Source organism: Streptomyces tamarix, assembly GCF_032423885.1.
Lineage (GTDB): Bacteria > Actinomycetota > Actinomycetes > Streptomycetales > Streptomycetaceae > Streptomyces > Streptomyces tamarix.
In genome coordinates, this window is record NZ_JAWCTQ010000031.1 from 33,231 (window position 1) to 50,601 (window position 17,371).

Here is a 17,371-nt window from a genome sequence, read left to right on the forward strand (position 1 = left end):
CGAAGTGTGCACGGTACTGTCTGCCGGGACGAGCCCAGACACGGGGGGCGGACCGTTTCAGAGGGGGACAAGCGAGTCATGCCGGAGCGCAAACCATACCGGGTGGGGTACGCCCCGGGGGCTTACGACCTCTTCCACATAGGCCACCTGAACATCCTGCGGCACGCCCGGCAGCACTGCGACTACCTCGTCGCGGGCGTCGTCTCGGACGAGATGGCGGAACGGGCCAAGGGCCACCGCCCGGTCATCCCGCTCATCGAGCGGCTGGAGATCGTCCGCAACATCAAGTACGTGGACGCCGCGTTCGTCGAGACCGTCCCCGACAAGCTGGAGACCTGGCAGCAGGTCCGGTTCGACGTGCTGTTCAAGGGCGACGACTGGCGCGGCACCCCGCGCGGCCGGAAGCTGGAGCGGGACTTCGCGGCCGTGGGCGTCGACGTCGTCTACTTCCCGTACACGGTGCACACCTCCAGCACGCAACTGCGCCGCGCGCTGGACGCCCTGACGCGGCAGCCGGCCGCCGCCCCGCCCGCCGAGCACGTCAGCGGGCCGGACCCGGCGCGGGAGCTGGCGCGGCCGGGCGGCTGAGCTCCCGGAACCACTTCGCCAGGAACAGCGGCAGGTACAGCACGGCCGCGGCGCCCAGCAGCCCGTACCCCCAACGGAACAGCGGGCCGCCGCCCAGCAGGAGGAACACCAGGCAGAAGACGCCGTGGTCGACGGGGAGCAGCGCCACCGCGCGCAGCGTCGACGGCGCGGGCGGCGCGCTCCCCGGCGCGGCCTTCCGCTTGAGCTGCTCGGTGAGCAGCCCGCCGAAGAACGTGACGATCGAGGCGAGCAGGAACACCAGCGGCACCAGCAGCCACCCGTCGGACCCGGTGCCGAAGCGGCCGGGGTGGCGGTAGAAGGCGATCAGCACGGCCGTGTGCAGCGCGGTCGTCTTGGCGCAGTCCACCACGTGGTCCAGCCACTCGCCCGCCGGGCTGCCACCTCCCCGCAACCGCGCGAGCTGGCCGTCCGCCGAGTCGAAGGCGAACCCCACGGCCAGCGCCAGCCACACGAGCACCCCGGCCCACCACGAGGGCGCGGCCAGCGCGAGCACCGCGATCCCGGTGAAGCTGAACGCCGCGCTGACCAGGGTGACCTGGTTGGGCGTGAGTCCGACGACATACGAGCCGGCCGCGAGGACCCGGCCCACCGGCCGGTTCACGAACCGGGAGTACAGCGACACCCCCTTGGCCGTCTTCTGGGCCCCGCCCAGCCGCCGCAGGGCCTCGCCCCACGTCATCCGCGCCGCCTCCGCGGCCGCGCCGCTCGCCGTCCCGGCCATCGCCACCCCCTGCGTCGGATCTCCCCGTGAGAGCGTTCATGATGACAGGGCGCCCGACCCCGCGAGTACGGCACCGCCCGCCGCCCCGGCGCTTCCGCGGGTCGGACCCGCCGGGCCGGTCAGCGCGCCGACGCTCCCGCCCCCGGCGCCTCTGCCCGCCGCCCTCGGCACCCCTGCCCGGCGCCACCGGCCCCCGCCGGGCGGGCCGGTCTCACCGATCGGACCGGCCGGACCGGTCAGCGTGCCGACCTTCACGCCCGGTGCCCGACGCTCCTGCCCGGCGCTTCCGTCCGGCGCCCGGCGTCCCCGCCGCCCCGGGCCCCGCCGGTCGGCTCGGCCGGGTCGATCAGCGTGCCGACGCCGGGGACCTCCGCGCCGAGTCCGGTACGGGCGCGTCCTCCCGGATCGCCTTCCACACCGCGCCCGCCTGCGGCTCGGCCGGCACGACCCGGTTCGGGTCGGCCCTGTCGTACGCGACGGGCAGCATGATCGTGTCCATCGTGGCCGGGTCGATCCCGCGCATGCTCCGGCCGAAGTCGACGAGCGCGGGGAGGGAGGCCAGCTCGGAGTCCGTGGTCAGCGACCCGGTCAGGGACCGCGCGATCCGGAACGACTTCGCCGGGTTGCCCAGCAGGTCCTGCCGCTGCACCTCGCGGAGGAGCGCCGTGAGGAACTGCTGCTGGAGGCCGATGCGCCCCAGGTCGCTGCCGTCCCGGTAGCCGTACCGGGTGCGGACGAACTTCAGCGAGTCGGTGCCGTTCAGCCGGTGCGTGCCGGGCTCCAGGGAGAAGCCGCCCTTCGTGTCCCGGATCGGCTCGCGGACCTCGACGGTCACCCCGCCCAGCTCGTCGACGAGGTCCTTGAACCCGGCGAAGTCGATCTCCAGGTAGTGGTCGATGCGGACCCCCGACATCTTCTCGACCGTCTTCACCACGCAGGGCGCGCCGCCCGTCGCGTAGACGGAGTTGAACATCACGCGGCCGGCCGGGCCGGTCCCGCCGCCGCCCGGCTTCCCGCAGGCCGGGCGGTCGACGAGGGTGTCGCGGGGGATGCTCACGGCGACGGCCTTCGTACGGTCCCCCGACACGTGCACCACGAGGGCGGTGTCGGAGCGGGCGCCGCCCACGGCGCCGCCGTCGAGCCGCGCGTTGTCCCCGGCCCGCGAGTCGGAGCCGAGGACGAGCAGGTTCGTCGCGCCGGCCGCGCCGGGCGCCCTGTGCGGCCGGTCGTCGCCGAGGGCCTCGCCGATGTCGACGCCCTTGATGTTCCCGTCGAGGCTGCTGTACGCCCACCAGCCGCCGGCGACGGTGGCGAGCAGCACGGCGGCGCACCCGATTCCGGCGCCCCGCCACACGCGCCGCCGGGTCCGTCCGCGTGCCCGCCCCGGCTTCCCGCCGTGCCGGCCCCGGCCCCGCCGGCCGCCCTCGCCGCCCGCCCCGGTGCTCTCCGCGCTCTCCGCGCTCTCCGCCATGGTTCCCCTCCCCGCGAACCCCGGCCCCCGGCCGGTCGGTGAACTATAGGCGTCGCCCCCATGGCGGGGGAGGGCCGGGGCGGACGGCCACAGCCCCCGGAAGGCGCCCGGAAACGGCGGAGGGCCCCGCCGCGGCCGGTGTCGGCGCGGCGGGGCCCCAGGGGCTCACCGGACGGTCAGTGCACGTTGCCCATGAGTGTCTGGACCTTCTTGCGGTACATGTAGACCGCCAGGCCCGCGACGACGGCGAGGGACGCCTCCATCGCGATGATCCAGGTGCCGTTGAGGTCCACGCCGGCGAGGGAGAGCAGACCGGTCGTGCAGTCACCGGCGGTGACCGCGAGGAACCAGACGCCCATCATCTGCGAGGCGTACTTCTGCGGCGCCATCTTCGTGGTGACCGACAGGCCGACCGGGGAGAGGCACAGCTCGGCGATGGTCTGGATCATGTAGATGGAGACCAGCCACATGGGGGAGACCTTGGTGCCGTCGCCCGCCATGCCCATGGGCACGACGAAGACGAAGAAGGAGGCACCGACCAGGACGAGGCCCATCGCGAACTTCACGATGGTGCTCGGCTCCTGGTTGCGGCGGGCGAGCCACAGCCACAGCCAGGCGAAGACCGGGGCCAGCGCCATGACGTACAGCGGGTTCAGCGACTGGTACCAGGTGGCGGAGAAGCCGATGCCGAAGACGGAGTCCGCGGTCTTGCTGTCCGCGAACAGCGACAGCGTCGAACCGCCCTGGTCGTAGATCATCCAGAAGACGGCGGCGGCCACGAAGAACCAGATGTAGCCGTTGACCTTCGACTGCTCGGTCGCCGACAGCTCCTTGTCGCGCTTGATGCGCGCCAGCACGGCCACCGGGATGATCAGGCCCGCGAGGGTGAGCGGCACCAGGGCCCAGTTCAGCGTGAAGACGCCGAGGGCGACGACCGCGCCGTAGAAGGCGGCGGTGACGAGGACGGCGACGGTGGCCTTGACCAGGACGCCGCGGCGCTCCTCGGCCGACAGCGGGTTCGGGACGACGCTGCTCTTGGCGCTCAGGTGGCGCGTGCCGAAGAGGAACTGGACGAGGCCCAGGCCCATGCCGAGCGCGGCGAGGGCGAAGCCGAGGTGCCAGTCGTACTCCTTGCCGACCGTTCCGATGACGAACGGGGCGACGAAGGCGCCGAGGTTGATGCCGATGTAGAACAGCGTGAAGCCGCCGTCGCGGCGCGGGTCCTCGGGACCCTCGTAGAGGTGGCCCACCATCGTGGAGATGTTGGCCTTCAGCAGGCCGGAGCCCACGGCGACGAGCGCGAGGCCGACGAAGAACATCGCCTGGCCGGGCAGGGCCAGCGAGAGGTGGCCCGCCATGATCACCGCGCCGGCGATGGTGACGGTCTTGCGGGCGCCCCAGACGCGGTCGCCGAACCAGCCGCCGGGCATGGCCATGAGGTAGACCATCGACACGTAGACGGAGTAGATCGCCGTCGCCGTGGCCGCGGTCATCGCCAGGCCGCCCCCCTGGCTGCCCGTGGCGGCGTCCGCGCCGCCCGACACCAGGTAGTACACGAGTAGGGCGCGCATGCCGTAGTAGCTGAAGCGCTCCCACATCTCGGTCATGAAGAGTGTGGCCAGGCCGCGGGGGTGGCCGAAGAAGGTCTTCTCGGTGACGGGGGTGTTCGCCGAGTCCTTCGTCAGGCTGGACGCCATGGTCGATCCTTGTTCGTTCGGGACGCGTGTCGCTTCTTGGGCGACCCGCGCCCGCTTCGGGCGGCCGGCACCGGTACGGCGGGGGCCGTACCGGGATCCACACCCCGCCGCGCGTTCGAATCGAACGTCGCGTCGCGGAGCCCGGCCCACAGGTCATTCTTTCGCCGAGCAGAAAAGAGACCTTTGGTGCGTCAATGACTGATGGCGCCAAAGGTCCCCGTTTACCACTTCGAGCGTCTCGCCACCATACGCCACGACAGCGTGGCATATGGAAGGACTTGAGAGATGGATCACAGGCTTCCCTGGAACCGCGGGCGCACAATCAAAGGTCCCATCCAGGATGCCACCTCTGTCGTGCAGGCGGTGATGATCTTGACTCGATCTCCCCGTGACCTGTGCGCCGCGCGGACTACCATCACTGCATGACGCGTGTACTGCTCGCCGAGGACGACGCATCCATCTCGGAACCGCTGGCCCGCGCCCTGCGGCGCGAGGGATACGAGGTCGAGGTGCGGCAGGACGGTCCCAGCGCGCTCGACACGGGGCTGCAGGGCTGCGTCGACCTCGTCGTCCTCGACCTGGGACTGCCCGGCATGGACGGCCTGGAGGTCGCCCGCCGGCTGCGCTCCGAGGGGCACACGGTGCCGATCCTCGTCCTGACCGCCCGCGCCGACGAGGTCGACACCGTCGTCGGGCTCGACGCCGGCGCCGACGACTACGTCACCAAGCCGTTCCGGCTCGCCGAGCTCCTCGCCCGCGTCCGGGCCCTGCTGCGGCGCGGCGCCGCCGAGCCCGCCCCGCAGCCGGCGACGCACGGCGTCCGCATCGACGTCGAGTCGCACCGCGCCTGGATGGGCGACGAGGAGCTCCAGCTCACCGCGAAGGAGTTCGACCTGCTGCGCGTCCTCGTCCGCGACGCCGGCCGGGTCGTCACCCGCGACCAGCTGATGCGCGAGGTGTGGGACACGACGTGGTGGTCGTCCACGAAGACCCTCGACATGCACATCTCCTGGCTCCGCAAGAAGCTCGGCGACGACGCGGCGAACCCGCGCTACATCGCCACCGTGCGCGGTGTCGGCTTCCGCTTCGAGAAGAGCTGAGGCGACCTCTCCGTGCGCCGGCGCCTGATCAGCTCCACGCTCGCCGTGGTGCTGGTCGTCATCTCCGTCTTCGGGGTCTCCCTCGTCATCGTCGAGACCCGGACGATCACCAGCAGCGCCCAGGAGAGCGTCGACTCCGAGGCGCTGCGGCTCGCCAGCATCGTCGACAGCCGTCTCGTCGGCGGCGAGCCCGTCGACCCGGACATCCTCTCCGACCACGGCGGCGCCCAGCGGTACGCCCGGATCGAGATCCCCGGCAGCCCCGCCATCGAGGTCGGCAGCCGCCCCCAGGGCAGCGTCATCCGCGGCACGGCCGTGGGGGAGCACGGCGAGGAGGTCACCGTCGAGGAGTCCCGCTCGTCGGTCACCCGCGAGGTCGGCCGTACGCTGCTGATCATCGGCGCGGTCGCGCTGCTCGCCGTCGTGGCGGCCGTCCTCCTCGCCGTGCGGCAGGCCAACCGGCTCGCCTCCCCGCTCACCGACCTCGCCGAGACCGCCGAGCGGCTGGGCTCGGGCGACCCCCGGCCGCGCCACCGGCGCTACGGGGTGCCCGAGCTGGACCGGGTCGCGGACGTGCTGGACGCGTCCGCCGAGCGGATCGCGCGGATGCTCACCGCCGAGCGGAGGCTCGCCGCGGACGCCTCCCACCAGTTGCGGACCCCGCTGACGGCGCTGTCGATGCGGCTGGAGGAGATCGCGGTCACCGACGACCTGGACACGGCCCGCGAGGAGGCGACGATCGCGCTCGCGCAGGTCGAACGGCTCACGGACGTCGTCCAGCGGCTGCTCACGAACTCCCGCGACCCCCGTACAGGCTCCGCGGTCGCCTTCGACCTCGACGAGGTCGTCAAGCAGCAGATCGAGGAGTGGCGGCCGGCCTACCGCAGCGCGGGCCGGGCGATCGTACGGTCCGGGAAGACCCGCATGCGGGCCGTCGGCACGCCCGGCGCGGTCGCCCAGGTGCTCGCCGCGCTGATCGAGAACTCCCTGATGCACGGCGGCGGCACGGTGGCCCTGCGCACCCGCGTCACCGGCAACCAGGCCGTCGTCGAGGTCACCGACGAGGGGCCGGGCGTCCCCGAGGACCTCGGCGCGCGGATCTTCGAGCGGACCATCAGCGGCCGCAACTCCACGGGCATCGGCCTGGCCGTGGCCCGCGACCTCGCGGAGGCGGACGGCGGCCGGCTGGAGCTCGTCCAGTTGAAGCCCGCCGTGTTCGCGCTCTTCCTCAGCCGTGAGACCGCCCGCAGGGACGGCGACCACCGCGACGACGACGCCCTGCCGCCCCGCCCGATCCGCTAGCCGCGGGGAGCCCGCCCGGCCTCGTCCGTCCCGCCTTGTCCGTCCAACCGCCGGCCGTCCCGCTCGTCGGCCGTCCCGCCTGCCGTCAGCGGCGGCCCGCCGGAGCGGGGCTGTCCTGCGGCTTCCGCTGCCCCAGGATCGGCGCCGGCCCGGCCGGTTCCCCGGGCGGGCCGGCGCCGTCCTCCGCCCCGGCTTCCGGGAGCGCCCGGAACACCCACGTGCGGTAGGACCAGAACCGGAACAGCGTGCCGATGCCGATGCCGAAGAACTTGAAGAAGTTGTTCTGGAGCGGGCTGTCCCAGCCGAACCCGTACGTCGCCGCGTACAGGATTCCGTTCTCGATCACCATTCCGGCCACGCTGAACACGAAGAACAACATCGCCTCGCGCGTGCGCCGCGTCTTGTCCCGGTCCCGGTAGGTGAAATAGCGGAAACCGAGGTAGTTGCAGGCGATGGCGATGACCGTGGCCAGCAGGCTCGCCCGGACGACGGGCAGGTCCGTGGCCTGGCGCAGGAGATTGAAGGCCGCCATGTTCACCAGCAGGCCGATTCCGCCGACGAGACCGAATTTCGCTATCTCCCGGACGAGCTGTTCCAGCCGCACCCGCAGGGCGCTCTGTTCCGTCATAATGATCGTTTCAGTCCCGTCCGCCGGCCATGTGCGTCAACCCCGTCATGCTAACCATCACCCGGTCGGTACGCGCGGGTGAGCGAGCCCGCGGAAACCCGCGTCCGGCGGCCACCGTCACACCCCGCTACGAGCGGCGGATACCCTAGGAGGGTGACGTTCCCGGTAGTCGGTATGGTCGGCGGCGGACAGCTCGCCCGCATGACCCACGAGGCGGGCATCCCCCTCGGCATCAGATTCAGGCTTCTCAGTGACACTCCGCAGGACTCCGCGGCCCAGGTCGTGAGCGATGTCGTCATCGGCGACTACCGCGACCTGGACACGCTGCGTGACTTCGCGCGCGGCTGTGACGTGATCACCTTCGATCACGAGCACGTGCCGACCGAGCACCTCAGGGCGTTGGAGGCGGAGGGCATCCCCGTCCGCCCCGGGCCCGAGGCGCTCGTGCACGCCCAGGACAAGGGCGTGATGCGCGCCAGGCTCGACGCGATCGGCGTGCCCTGCCCCCGCCACCGCATCGTGACGGACCCGGCCGACGCGGTGGCGTTCGCGACGGAGGTCGAGGGGGGCGGCTTCCCGATCGTCCTGAAGACGGTGCGCGGCGGCTACGACGGCAAGGGCGTGTGGATCGTCCGCTCCGAGGAGGACGCCCGCGCCCCGTTCCTCGCCGGCGTGCCCGTCCTCGCCGAGGAGAAGGTCGACTTCGTCCGGGAGCTCGCGGCGAACGTCGTCCGCTCCCCGCACGGCCAGGCCGTCGCCTACCCGGTCGTCGAGTCGCGGCAGGTCGACGGCGTGTGCGACACGGTCATCGCCCCGGCGCCCGGTCTGCCCGAGGACCGCGCCCTGGAGGCCCAGCGCCTCGCCCTGCGCGTCGCCGAGGAGCTCGGAGTCGTCGGTCACCTCGCGGTCGAGCTGTTCGAGACCCGCGACGGCCGCGTCCTCGTCAACGAACTGGCGATGCGCCCGCACAACTCCGGCCACTGGACCCAGGACGGCGCGGTCACCTCCCAGTTCGCCAACCACGTCCGGGCCGTCCTCGACCTCCCGCTCGGCGACCCGCGCCCGCGCGCCCGCTGGACGGTCATGGCGAACGTCCTCGGCGGCGACTACCCGGACATGTACCAGGGGTACCTGCACTGCATGGCCCGCGACCCGCAGCTCAAGATCCACATGTACGGCAAGGACGTGAAGCCCGGCCGCAAGGTGGGCCACGTCAACACCTACGGCGACGACCTGGACGACGTGCTGGAGCGCGCCCGCCACGCCGCCGACTATCTGCGAGGAACGATCGTTGAGTAATGCACTCGTGCCGCTCGTGGGCATCGTCATGGGCTCCGACTCCGACTGGCCCGTCATGGAGGCCGCCGCGCAGGCCCTCGACGAGTTCGAGATCCCGTACGAGGTGGACGTCGTCTCCGCGCACCGCATGCCGCGCGAGATGGTCGCGTACGGCGAGCAGGCCGCCGACCGCGGACTGAAGGCGATCATTGCCGGGGCCGGCGGCGCCGCGCACCTGCCCGGCATGCTCGCCTCCGTCACGCCGCTGCCGGTCATCGGCGTGCCGGTGCCGCTGAAGTACCTCGACGGTATGGACTCGCTGCTCTCCATCGTGCAGATGCCGGCCGGCGTCCCCGTCGCCACGGTCTCCGTGGCCGGCGCCCGCAACGCCGGGCTGCTCGCGGCGCGGATGCTCGCCGCGCACGACGCGGACCTGCTGGCGCGGATGAAGGAGTTCCAGCAGGAGCTGAACGACCAGGCCTCGGAGAAGGGCAGGCGCCTGCGGGCGAAGGTCGAGGGCTCCGCGTCCTTCGGCTTCGCGAAGTGACCGGCGGGGGCGGCCCGGCGGCCGGCGGGCGGGACCTCGGCGCGGCCCGCGGGCTGCTCGCCGAGTTCCCCGTCGCCGACGGCCACAACGACCTGCCGTGGGCGCTGCGCGAGCAGGCCGGGTACGACCTGGACCGCCTCGACGTGGCCGCCGACCAGACCGGCCGCCTCCACACCGACCTGCCGCGCCTGCGCGCGGGCGGCGTGGGCGCCCAGTTCTGGTCGGTGTACGTGCGCGCCGACATGGCCGGCGACGACGCGGTCAGCGCGACGCTGGAGCAGATCGACTGCGTCGACCGGCTGCTGGCCCGCCACCCCGCGGAGCTGGCCCCCGCGCTGACGGCCGACGACATGGAGGCCGCCCGGGCCCAGGGCCGCATCGCGTCGCTGAAGGGCGCGGAGGGCGGCCACTCCATCAACAACTCCCTCGCCACCCTCCGCGCCCTGTACGCGCTGGGCGTGCGCTACATGACGCTCACCCACAACGACAGCATCGCGTGGGCGGACTCGGCGACGGACGGGCCCCGCGCCGGCGGGCTGTCGCCGTTCGGCCGCGAGGTGGTCCGGGAGATGAACCGCCTGGGCATGCTGGTGGACCTCTCGCACGTGGCCGCGACGACGATGCGGGACGCGCTGGACACGAGCGAGGCGCCGGTGGTCTTCTCCCACTCGTCGTCCCGCGCCGTGTGCGACCACCCGCGCAACGTCCCCGACGACGTGCTGGAGCGGCTCCCCGCCAACGGGGGCGTCGCCATGGCCACGTTCGTACCGAAGTTCATCCTGCCCGCGGCGGCGGAGTGGACGGCGCGCGCGGACGAGAACCTGCGGGCGCACGGCCTCCACCCCCTGGACACGACCCCGGAGGCGATGCGCCTGCACGCCGCCTTCGAGGAGGCGAACCCGCGCCCGGTCGCCACGGTCGCGACGGTCGCCGACCACCTCGACCACATGCGGGAGGTCGCCGGCGTCGACCACGTCGGCATCGGCGGGGACTTCGACGGCACGGCCTTCACCCCGGAGGGCCTGGAGGACGTGGCCGGCTATCCGAACCTGGTCGCGGAGCTCCTCGCCCGCGGCTGGTCCCGTACGGACGTGTCCAAACTGACCTGGCGCAACGCGGTCCGCGTCCTGCGCGACGCGGAGGCCGTCGCCCGTGACGCGTCCGCGCGCCGGGGCCCGTCCACCGCCACGCTCGCCGCGCTGGACGGCTGAACCCCGCGCCGGCGCACCCGCGCCCCGGGCCCACCCGGTCTCCGCCCCGGCGGAGGCGGGCGGGCACGGGCGCGCCGTACGGGGCCTGCGCGGGCGGCCCGCCCGGCTGCCGCGGGCTGAGGACCGGGGCCGAGGACCGGGGCCGAGGGTACGGGGCCCGCGTACGCGGGCGGCCCGTCGCGGCTACGCGCGCGGGCGGCCCATCGCGCGGAACGTCCAGCCCGCCGCGCGCCACAGGGAGGCGTCCAGGGCGTTGCGGCCGTCCAGGATGATCCTGGCGTTCACGACCTCGCCGAGCTCCTTCGGGTCGACCTCGCGGAACTCCCGCCACTCGGTGAGGTGCAGCACCACGTCCGCGCCGCGCACGGCCTCCAGGACGCTGTCCGCGTAGCCGAGCGTCGGGAAGACGCGGCGGGCGTTGTCCATGCCCTTCGGGTCGTACACGGTGACCTGGCCGCCCTGCAGGTGGATCTGCCCGGCGACGTTCAGCGCCGGCGAGTCCCGCACGTCGTCGGAGTCGGGCTTGAACGCGGCGCCGAGCACCGCGACCCGCTTGCCGAGGAACGTCCCGTCGCCGAGCGCCTCGCGCGCCATGCCGACCATCTGGCTGCGGCGCCGCATGTTGATGGAGTCGATCTCGCGCAGGAACATCAGCGCCTGGTTCGCGCCCAGCTCGCCCGCGCGCGCCATGAACGCCCGGATGTCCTTGGGCAGGCAGCCGCCGCCGAAGCCGATGCCGGCGCGCAGGAACTTGGCGCCGATCCGCTCGTCGTGGCCGATGGCCTCCGCGAGCTTGGCGACGTCGCCGCCGGCCGCCTCGCAGACCTCCGCCATCGCGTTGATGAAGGAGATCTTCGTCGCGAGGAAGGAGTTCGCCGCGGTCTTCACCAGTTCGGCGGTCGGGAAGTCCGTCACGACGAACGGCGCGCCCTCGCCGACCGGCACCTCGTACACCTCGCGGAGGACCTTCTCCGCGCGCTCGCTCTCGACGCCGACGACGATCCGGTCCGGGTGCAGCGTGTCCTGCACGGCGAAGCCCTCGCGCAGGAACTCCGGGTTCCACGCCAGCTCCACGTCCGCGCCCGCCGGCGCCCGCTGCGCCAGCAGCAGCGACAGCCGTTCCGCGGTGCCGACCGGCACGGTCGACTTGCCGACGACCAGCGACGGCTTCTTCAGGTGGGGGGCGAGCGAGCCGAACGCGGCGTCGACGAAGCTCATGTCGCAGGCGTACTCGCCGTGCTTCTGCGGCGTGTTCACGCAGACGAAGTGGACGTCGCCGAAGTCGCCGACCTCCTCCCAGGAGGTGGTGAAGCGCAGCCGCCCCGTGGACCCCTCGATCCCGGCGACGTGCTTGCGCAGCAGCTCCTCCAGCCCCGGCTCGTACAGGGGGACGCGGCCCTGCGCCAGCATCTCGATCTTCTCGGGGACGATGTCGAGCCCGAGCACCTCGAAGCCGAGCTCCGCCATGGCCGCTGCGTGGGTGGCGCCGAGGTAACCGGTGCCGATCACGGTGATCTTCAGGGCCATGTGTGCTGCTCCAGTGCTGTACGTGCCGGGAATGCGTGCCCGAGCATAGTCGGGCGGGGCGCTGGGCAGGGATCCGGCGGCGCGTCGGCTGTCAGCAAGCTCACGTGATCCCCACATGTGCCGGACGGGCGGGCGCCCACTAAAATTCGGGTTACTTAACGGTAGTTAGCACTGCAGCCCAGGGGAGTGAGCCAGACATGGCGGGAACGCCTGACTTCGACCTGTACCGCCCGTCCGAGGAGCACGACATGCTCCGGGACACCGTCCGCTCGCTCGCCGAGGCCAAGATCGCGCCGTACGCCGCCGCCGTGGACGAGGAGGCCCGCTTCCCGCAGGAGGCGCTCGACGCGCTCGTCTCCTCCGACCTGCACGCGGTGCACGTGCCCGAGACGTACGGCGGCGCCGGTGCCGACGCCCTCGCGACCGTGATCGTCATCGAGGAGGTGGCCCGCGTCTGCGCGTCGTCCTCCCTGATCCCGGCCGTGAACAAGCTGGGCTCCCTGCCCGTGATCCTCTCCGGCTCCGAGGACCTGAAGAGGAAGTACCTGGGCCCGCTCGCCAAGGGCGACGCGATGTTCTCGTACTGCCTGTCCGAGCCGGACGCCGGCTCCGACGCGGCCGGCATGAAGACGAAGGCGGTCCGCGACGGCGACCACTACGTCCTCAACGGCGTGAAGCGCTGGATCACCAACGCGGGCGTCTCCGAGTACTACACGGTGATGGCCGTCACCGACCCGGAGAAGCGCTCCAAGGGCATCTCCGCCTTCGTCGTCGAGAAGTCCGACGAGGGCGTCTCCTTCGGCGCCCCGGAGAAGAAGCTCGGCATCAAGGGCTCCCCGACCCGCGAGGTGTACCTCGACAACGTCCGCATCCCCGCCGACCGCATGATCGGCGAGGAGGGCACGGGCTTCGCCACGGCGATGAAGACCCTGGACCACACCCGCATCACCATCGCCGCCCAGGCCATCGGCATCGCCCAGGGCGCCCTCGACTACGCCAAGGGCTACGTCAAGGAGCGCAAGCAGTTCGGCAAGGCCATCGCCGACTTCCAGGGCGTGCAGTTCATGCTCGCCGACATGGCGATGAAGCTGGAGGCGGCCCGCCAGCTCACGTACGCGGCGGCGGCCAAGTCCGAGCGCGTCGACGCCGACCTGACCTTCTTCGGCGCGGCCGCCAAGTGCTTCGCCTCCGACGTCGCCATGGAGATCACCACGGACGCCGTCCAGCTCCTCGGCGGCTACGGCTACACCCGCGACTACCCGGTCGAGCGCATGATGCGCGACGCCAAGATCACCCAGATCTACGAGGGCACGAACCAGGTCCAGCGCATCGTCATGGCCCGCAACCTGCCGTAGCAGGGTTTTCGCAGGTCAGCGGCCCTCTCGGGTGGTCCTGGAGCCGTGACCGGCCTCCGGTCCGCTCGGGCCCATTCGGCTTCCGGCCCGTTCGGGGAGTCCCCGGCGTCACCCCGGGGAAGTCCCGGGCCGGCGCCGGACCGGGCAGGGCCCCTGACCCGTACGAACACAACGGCCCCCGGCACGACGCCGGGGGCTCGTCGCGCGACGCCGGGGTCAGGCCGTCGTGCGGACCGGGGGGCGGCGGCTGGCGATGACCTTCTTCGCCAGGGAGCGGGGGCTCGTCAGGAAGCCGTAGCCCCACGACATGTGCATCGTCGCCAGCGCCACCGGTATCCGCAGCCGGGCCTTCAGGGGCAGGCCCCGGCCCGCCGGGATCGAGCCCAGCGTGATCGCCGCGAGGTACCCGCCCGGCACGACGAAGCCCAGCGGCGTGAGCGTCGCGCCCACGGCGAGGCCGGCCGCGATGGCGCAGACGGCCGCCGGCGGGGCCAGGTAGCGCAGGTTGATGGAGCCCTGGTGGTAGCGGGCGACGACGTGGCGCCAGCGGCCGTAGTCCTTGTACTGCTTCGCGAGCGCCCGCACGGACGGCCGCGGCCGGTACTGCACGCGCAGTTCCGGGGAGAACCAGATCAGCCCGCCGGCCTCGCGGATGCGGAAGTTCAGCTCCCAGTCCTGCGCGCGGATGAACTCCTCGTTGTACCCGCCCTGCCGCTCCAGCGCCTCCCGGCGGAACACGCCCAGGTACACCGTCTCCGCCGGGCCCGCCTCGCCGCCCGTGTGGAACGCGGCGTTGCCCACGCCGATCCGGGACGTCATCGCGGCGGCGACGGCGTCCTCCCAGGCGTTCTCGCCCTCGGCGTGCATGATGCCGCCGACGTTCTGCGCGCCGGTCTCCTCCAGCAGCCGCACCGCCGTCGCGATGTAGTTCGGCGACAGCATGCCGTGCCCGTCGACGCGCACCACGATCGGGTGGCGCGACGCCCTGATCGCCGCGTTCAGCGCGGCGGGCGTACGGCCCGACGGGTTGGGCACGGTGTGTACGCGCGGGTCCTCGCGGACCAGCTCGGCGGCGATCTCGTCGGTACGGTCCGTGGACGGGCCGAGCGCGATCACCACCTCCATCTCACCGCCGTACTCCTGTTCGAGGATGTGGCGGACCGCGTTGCGAAGATGACGTTCCTCGTTGAGGACCGGCATGATCACGGAGACCGGGGGCAGGGGCATGGCTCCTCGGAGGTACGTAAGGACGTCCCGGGGCGGCGACGGCCGGGGGCCCGGGGGCCGGCCCCGGTGGACGGACAGCGGTAACGCCCGCCACGTTACCGCGAACGGGCGACCCGGGTGCGCGCCGCCCGGGGTGGTGCGGCCGGCAGCTGATCGTATGGGCCTACTGTGGCGGTCCCCCCATCCGCCCGCGGAGGTGTCCTTCGTGCCCGTCCCGCCCCGCCGACCCGCCCGCCCGGTCCCCCGGCCGCCGGCCCGCGGTGCGAGACGGCCGGTGGCCCCCGGGGCGCAACCGCCGCGGCGGCAGCCGGAGCGGCGGGGGAGGCCGCGGCGGCGCCGGGAGCGGCCCGGGTGGGGGGCGCGGATGGCGACGGCCCTGTCCGTCCTGGTCCTCGCGACCGGCGGCATCGGCCACGCCCTCTTCACCAGCCTCGACACGGGCATCGGCCGGGTCGACGCGTTCAAGGACATGAACAACCGTCCCGCGTCCGGCCACGGCACGAACATCCTCCTCGTCGGCACGGACGGCCGCGACAAGGTCACGCCCGCGGACAGGAAGCGGTACCGGCTCGGCGGCGCCCCCTGCCGCTGCACGGACACGATCATGCTGGCGCACATCTCGGCGGACCGCCGCCGCGCCAGCCTGGTGTCCCTGCCCCGCGACACGTACGCCGAACTGCCCGAGCACACGGACGCGACCACCGGCGAGCGCCACCACGGCCACCCGGTCAAGCTGAACGCCGCCTACGCCGAGGGCGGCCCCAACCTCACCATCCGGACCGTGGAGCGGATGACCGGCGTGAAGATCGACCACTACCTGGAGGTCGACTTCACCAGCTTCATGCGCACCGTCGACGCCCTCGGCGGCGTCCGGATCTGCACCGCCCGCCCGATGAAGGACCCGTACACGGGCCTCGACCTGCCCGCCGGGACGCACGTCCTCGACGGCGGCGAGGCCCTGCAGTACGTGCGGTCCCGCCACGTCGACGGGGGGTCCGACCTGGGGCGGATGCGGCGGCAGCAGCAGTTCGTCGCCGCGCTGATCGACCGGGCGACGAGCAGCGGCGCGCTGCTCAACCCGGTGCGGTTCCGGAAGGTCCTCGGCGCCCTGTCCGGGTCGGTCCGCGCGGACCGGGGGTTCGGCACGGAGGAGGTCCTGGCGCTGGCCCGGGCGATGCGCGGCTTCACGACGGCGTCGTCCGAGTTCACGTCCGTGCCGGTCGAGGCGGCCGGCGTGCGGATCGACGGCATCGGGTCGACGGTGAGGTGGGACGCCGACCGGGCGCAGGAGCTGTTCGCGTCGATCCGCGAGGACCGGCCCCTCACCGCCCGCCCCACCACGCCGGCGCCGCGCCGCGGGGACGTCGACGTCCCGCCGCGGAACGTCCGCGTCCAGGTGTACAACGGCACCGGGATCCGCGGCCTGGGGGCCCGGGTGGACGCCGCGCTGCGGGCGGCGGGCTTCGACACGACCCGCGCCCCGCACAACGGCGACCGGCGGGACGTGCGGCGGACCCTCGTCGCGTACGACCCGCGCTGGGACCGCTCGGCGAAGTCCCTCGCGGCGGCGCTGCCCGGCGCCCGGCTGAGCGCCGCTCCCGGTCAGGGGCCGCTGATGAAGGTCACGGCCGGCGCGGACTTCGAGGCCGTACGGCCGGTGCGCGCCGTGGCCCCCGTGCGGTGGCCCGGCGGGTACGAGGCGCGCACCGGCGACCAGGTCGTCTGCCCCTGACCGGCCCGGGGTGGCGGCTGAGGCCGGTCGCGGCCCGGTCGCGGGGCGGTGTTTGCCCCTGGTGGGTCCGGGGCGGCGGCTGAGGCCGGTCATGGGACGGCGTTTGCCCCTGACCGGCCCCGAGGGCGTCTGCGGCCGGTCGCGGCCCGGTCGCCGGGTGGCGTCCGCCCCCGCCAGGCTCGGGGTGGCGTCTGCGGCCGGTCGCGGCCCGGTCGCGGGACGGCGTTTGCCCCTGACCGGCCCGGGGGCGTCTGCGGCCGGTCGTGGCCCGGTCGCCGGGTGGCGTCCGCCCCCTGACCGGCCCGGAGCGGTGGCTCAGTCGTCGATGCCCTCCGCCGCCCGGCGCTCGCGCAGCTCCTTGATGGCGCGGCGGCGGGCCAGCCGGTGGGTGCGGCGGATCTGGGCCTCCTGGTAGCGGCGCTTGTCGCGTTCGGTCTCCGGGATCACCGGCGGGACGGTACGCGGCTTGCCGTCCGCGTCGACGGCGGCGAACACCAGGTACGCCGAGCCGACCTGCGTGGCCGGCGTGGACTCGTTCCACCGCTCGGCCAGCACCCGCACGCCGACCTCCATGGAGGACCGGCCGGTCCAGTTGACCTGCGCCTTCACATGGACGAGGTCGCCGACGCGGACGGGCTCCAGGAAGACCATCTCGTCCATGGAGGCGGTCACCGCGGGCCCGCCGGAGTGGCGTCCGGCGACCGCGCCCGCCGCGTCGTCCACCAACTTCATGATCACTCCGCCGTGCACCGTGCCGAGCAGGTTCGTGTCGTTGCCCGTCATGATGTGGCTGAGCGTGGTGCGGGACGCCGAGGTCGGCTTGCCCTCGGGGGTGGCCTGGTCTGTCATGCCCTCTACCATATGCCCCGAGTCGGGAGGGCCCGCATTGCATCAGCTTCGCTACAGCGGGGCGCCTATTTCCCACCCGCCCTGTAAGGGCCGCGCGGGCGCGCGGCACACTGGTGC

15 protein-coding genes are annotated in these 17,371 nt (G+C 73.1%); 8 read left to right on the plus strand and 7 right to left on the minus strand.

All coding sequences use genetic code 11. From position 1 onward, the window contains the following. The first annotated feature begins 78 nt into the window (after positions 1 to 78). Positions 79 to 588 carry an adenylyltransferase/cytidyltransferase family protein gene (locus RND61_RS22290; RefSeq protein WP_315879816.1) on the plus strand — a complete coding sequence of 170 codons (510 nt, stop codon included), beginning with the start codon at positions 79 to 81 and terminating at the stop codon, positions 586 to 588. Here RND61_RS22290 and RND61_RS22295 read toward each other — a convergent pair. From RND61_RS22295 to RND61_RS22305, 3 genes are all read right to left on the minus strand, one after another. Next, positions 542 to 1,330: a CDP-alcohol phosphatidyltransferase family protein gene (locus tag RND61_RS22295; RefSeq protein ID WP_391653903.1), complete on the minus strand. Its 789-nt coding sequence runs from the start codon at positions 1,328 to 1,330 to the stop codon at positions 542 to 544. The genes RND61_RS22290 and RND61_RS22295 overlap by 47 nt on opposite strands. A gap of 346 nt (positions 1,331 to 1,676) precedes the next feature. Beyond that, positions 1,677 to 2,801: an LCP family protein gene (locus tag RND61_RS22300; protein WP_315879817.1), complete on the minus strand. Its 1,125-nt coding sequence runs from the start codon at positions 2,799 to 2,801 to the stop codon at positions 1,677 to 1,679. A 176-nt stretch (positions 2,802 to 2,977) separates the two neighbouring features. Continuing rightward, positions 2,978 to 4,498: a peptide MFS transporter gene (locus tag RND61_RS22305; RefSeq protein WP_315879818.1), complete on the minus strand. Its 1,521-nt coding sequence runs from the start codon at positions 4,496 to 4,498 to the stop codon at positions 2,978 to 2,980. A 422-nt stretch (positions 4,499 to 4,920) separates the two neighbouring features. Between RND61_RS22305 and RND61_RS22310 the strand changes: the two genes are divergently transcribed. Beyond that, positions 4,921 to 5,598, plus strand: coding sequence for a response regulator transcription factor (locus RND61_RS22310; protein ID WP_315879819.1), 678 nt, complete (start codon positions 4,921 to 4,923; stop codon positions 5,596 to 5,598). Between the two features lie 12 nt (positions 5,599 to 5,610). Continuing rightward, positions 5,611 to 6,900: an ATP-binding protein gene (locus tag RND61_RS22315; protein ID WP_315879820.1), complete on the plus strand. Its 1,290-nt coding sequence runs from the start codon at positions 5,611 to 5,613 to the stop codon at positions 6,898 to 6,900. An 85-nt stretch (positions 6,901 to 6,985) separates the two neighbouring features. On the opposite strand, the gene RND61_RS22320 is transcribed toward RND61_RS22315, so the two are convergent. Further along, positions 6,986 to 7,528, minus strand: coding sequence for a GtrA family protein (locus tag RND61_RS22320; RefSeq protein ID WP_315879821.1), 543 nt, complete (start codon positions 7,526 to 7,528; stop codon positions 6,986 to 6,988). 153 nt (positions 7,529 to 7,681) lie between these two features. Between RND61_RS22320 and RND61_RS22325 the strand changes: the two genes are divergently transcribed. The 3 genes from RND61_RS22325 to RND61_RS22335 are packed head-to-tail and all read left to right on the plus strand — an operon-like array spanning position 7,682 to position 10,564. Continuing rightward, positions 7,682 to 8,827 (plus strand): 5-(carboxyamino)imidazole ribonucleotide synthase, encoded by a 1,146-nt coding sequence (locus tag RND61_RS22325; protein WP_315879822.1) that lies wholly within the window; start codon positions 7,682 to 7,684, stop codon positions 8,825 to 8,827. Positions 8,828 to 8,855: 28 nt separating this feature from the next. Further along, positions 8,856 to 9,353: a 5-(carboxyamino)imidazole ribonucleotide mutase gene (purE, locus tag RND61_RS22330; RefSeq protein ID WP_315879856.1), complete on the plus strand. Its 498-nt coding sequence runs from the start codon at positions 8,856 to 8,858 to the stop codon at positions 9,351 to 9,353. Next, positions 9,350 to 10,564 (plus strand): dipeptidase, encoded by a 1,215-nt coding sequence (locus RND61_RS22335; RefSeq protein WP_315879823.1) that lies wholly within the window; start codon positions 9,350 to 9,352, stop codon positions 10,562 to 10,564. Before purE ends, RND61_RS22335 begins: the two co-directional genes overlap by 4 nt. Before the next feature lie 183 nt (positions 10,565 to 10,747). Here the strand turns inward: RND61_RS22335 and RND61_RS22340 are convergent, their stop codons facing one another. Beyond that, positions 10,748 to 12,091, minus strand: a complete 1,344-nt coding sequence (locus tag RND61_RS22340; RefSeq protein WP_315879824.1) for a UDP-glucose dehydrogenase family protein — start codon at positions 12,089 to 12,091, stop codon at positions 10,748 to 10,750. A 197-nt stretch (positions 12,092 to 12,288) separates the two neighbouring features. On the opposite strand from RND61_RS22340, the gene RND61_RS22345 reads away from it, so the two are divergent. Beyond that, positions 12,289 to 13,446, plus strand: coding sequence for an acyl-CoA dehydrogenase family protein (locus tag RND61_RS22345; protein ID WP_315879825.1), 1,158 nt, complete (start codon positions 12,289 to 12,291; stop codon positions 13,444 to 13,446). Between the two features lie 216 nt (positions 13,447 to 13,662). Here RND61_RS22345 and RND61_RS22350 read toward each other — a convergent pair whose 3' ends face one another. Next, positions 13,663 to 14,673, minus strand: a complete 1,011-nt coding sequence (locus RND61_RS22350) for a glycosyltransferase family 2 protein (protein WP_315879826.1) — start codon at positions 14,671 to 14,673, stop codon at positions 13,663 to 13,665. 205 nt (positions 14,674 to 14,878) lie between these two features. Between RND61_RS22350 and RND61_RS22355 the strand changes: the two genes are divergently transcribed. Beyond that, positions 14,879 to 16,405, plus strand: coding sequence for an LCP family protein (locus RND61_RS22355; RefSeq protein ID WP_449343281.1), 1,527 nt, complete (start codon positions 14,879 to 14,881; stop codon positions 16,403 to 16,405). A gap of 315 nt (positions 16,406 to 16,720) precedes the next feature. Here the strand turns inward: RND61_RS22355 and RND61_RS22360 are convergent, their stop codons facing one another. After that, complete coding sequence (locus RND61_RS22360) at positions 16,721 to 17,254, minus strand: acyl-CoA thioesterase (protein ID WP_315879828.1); 534 nt, start codon at positions 17,252 to 17,254, stop codon at positions 16,721 to 16,723. Between the last annotated feature and the right edge of the window lie 117 nt (positions 17,255 to 17,371).

Bases quoted from the DNA above. Each gene is read 5' to 3' on its own strand.
- RND61_RS22340 (WP_315879824.1), bottom strand. From the start codon at position 12,091: ATGGCCCTGAAGATCACCGTGATCGGCACCGGTTACCTCGGCGCCACC.
- RND61_RS22290 (WP_315879816.1), top strand. From the start codon at position 79: ATGCCGGAGCGCAAACCATACCGGGTGGGGTACGCCCCGGGGGCTTAC.
- RND61_RS22310 (WP_315879819.1), top strand. From the start codon at position 4,921: ATGACGCGTGTACTGCTCGCCGAGGACGACGCATCCATCTCGGAACCG.
- purE (WP_315879856.1), top strand. From the start codon at position 8,856: ATGGGCTCCGACTCCGACTGGCCCGTCATGGAGGCCGCCGCGCAGGCC.
- RND61_RS22320 (WP_315879821.1), bottom strand. From the start codon at position 7,528: ATGACGGAACAGAGCGCCCTGCGGGTGCGGCTGGAACAGCTCGTCCGG.
- RND61_RS22360 (WP_315879828.1), bottom strand. From the start codon at position 17,254: ATGACAGACCAGGCCACCCCCGAGGGCAAGCCGACCTCGGCGTCCCGC.
- RND61_RS22350 (WP_315879826.1), bottom strand. From the start codon at position 14,673: ATGCCCCTGCCCCCGGTCTCCGTGATCATGCCGGTCCTCAACGAGGAA.
- RND61_RS22295 (WP_391653903.1), bottom strand. From the start codon at position 1,330: ATGGCCGGGACGGCGAGCGGCGCGGCCGCGGAGGCGGCGCGGATGACG.
- RND61_RS22305 (WP_315879818.1), bottom strand. From the start codon at position 4,498: ATGGCGTCCAGCCTGACGAAGGACTCGGCGAACACCCCCGTCACCGAG.
- RND61_RS22300 (WP_315879817.1), bottom strand. From the start codon at position 2,801: ATGGCGGAGAGCGCGGAGAGCGCGGAGAGCACCGGGGCGGGCGGCGAG.
- RND61_RS22345 (WP_315879825.1), top strand. From the start codon at position 12,289: ATGGCGGGAACGCCTGACTTCGACCTGTACCGCCCGTCCGAGGAGCAC.